At 57.5% G+C, this 1,255-nt stretch carries 1 protein-coding gene and 1 pseudogene; both read left to right on the top strand.

All coding sequences use genetic code 11. The features are described from left to right. Window positions 1–52: 52 nt before the first annotated feature. Window positions 53–292: pseudogene (locus tag I4W07_RS09215) on the top strand (transposase); the annotation flags it as partial. Continuing rightward, the gene (locus I4W07_RS09095) at window positions 181–1,215 is read left to right on the top strand and encodes an IS3 family transposase (protein ID WP_230317584.1); all 1,035 of its coding nucleotides are present in this window, start codon (window positions 181–183) and stop codon (window positions 1,213–1,215) included. The pseudogene I4W07_RS09215 and the gene I4W07_RS09095, both read left to right, overlap by 112 nt. The last annotated feature ends 40 nt before the right edge of the window (window positions 1,216–1,255 follow it).

Genomic DNA, 1,255 nt, shown 5'->3' with positions numbered 1-1,255 from the left:
TGGAGTGGGTATGATGAATTGGACACCTAGTTAAGAGCGAAAGGTGTTCAAGATGGCCCAAAGAAGAAAGCGATACGACAGGCAGTTCAAGGTCTCGGCGGCAAAGGTGGTCCTGTCCGGGGAAATGACGGTCAAAGGCCTATCGGAGGAACTCGGCATAAAGGATTCGACGCTGAGAAGATGGGCCCGCGAATACGAGGAGATGGGAGACGGCGCGTTCCCCGGAAACGGCTCCCCGAAGATCAACAAGGACTACGAGATCGTGAAGCTCAAGAAGAAGGTCGAGGAGCTCGAGCGCGAGAACGAGATACTAAAAAATTTCCGGGCCTTCTTGAGTCAAGACCATGCGTGAGGTTCGAGTTCCTCAAAGAGCATAGGGGCGAGATCGGCCCCATCAAGAAGGCATGCGGGCTGATGAAAGTCTCGAAATCCGGTTTCTACGAGTATCTCGGCCGGAAGAAGTCCGACGCCCAGATAGAGCGGGAGGCGCTCGAAGGTTTCGTCGTCGAGGCCTTCGAGCGGCACAAGGGCCGTTACGGCTACCGGCGCATCAACCGCGAACTGCGAAAATGCGGCATCGTCGTGAGCGAGAAGCGCGTGCTCCGCATCATGCAGAAGCTCGGACTTGCCGGAAAGGGCGCGACCCGAAAACACCGCATCCAGAAGAAGGTCGAGCCGGGAGATCCTCGGTTGAACCTGGTAGAGCGCGCTTTCACCGTGGGCGAGCGCAACAGGCTTTGGGTGGGCGACATCACCTACATACCCACAAGAGAAGGGTGGCTCTATCTCGCAGCCGTGATAGACGCCTTCTCCCGCAAGGTCGTGGGCTGGTCGATGTCCGAGCGCATCACCGAGAAGGTCGCGATCGACGCGATGGAGCAGGCGGTCGGCAGGGAGGGTCCGCCAGATGACGGCAGCCTCGTCTTCCATGACGATCGGGGCGCGCAGTACACCTCCCGTTCCTTCCAGCGGTGTCTGGACTCGCATGGCATAGTCCAGTCGGTATCAAGGCCCGGCACGCCGCTGGACAACGCGGTGGCCGAGTCGTTCTTCAAGACGCTGAAAAGGGAATTGGTGAAAGAGAGGAGCTATGGGACGAGGGACGAGGCCAAGCAGGACATCTTCAAGTACATAGAGCTCTATTACAATAGGGTGCGCATGCATTCCACCCTGGGCTACATGTCTCCAGTGGAATACGAGCGGCAATACGCTTGAGGATCCTTAAAAGAAAGTCCAGTTTATCCTTCCCACTCCA

The organism is Collinsella aerofaciens, from assembly GCF_015670745.1.
Lineage (GTDB): Bacteria > Actinomycetota > Coriobacteriia > Coriobacteriales > Coriobacteriaceae > Collinsella > Collinsella aerofaciens_T.
The sequence above is the reverse complement of the archived record's forward strand: the minus strand, read 5'-3'. Positions and strand labels throughout refer to the sequence as shown.

Bases quoted from the DNA above. Each gene is read 5' to 3' on its own strand.
- I4W07_RS09095 (WP_230317584.1), top strand. From the start codon at position 181: ATGGGCCCGCGAATACGAGGAGATGGGAGACGGCGCGTTCCCCGGAAA.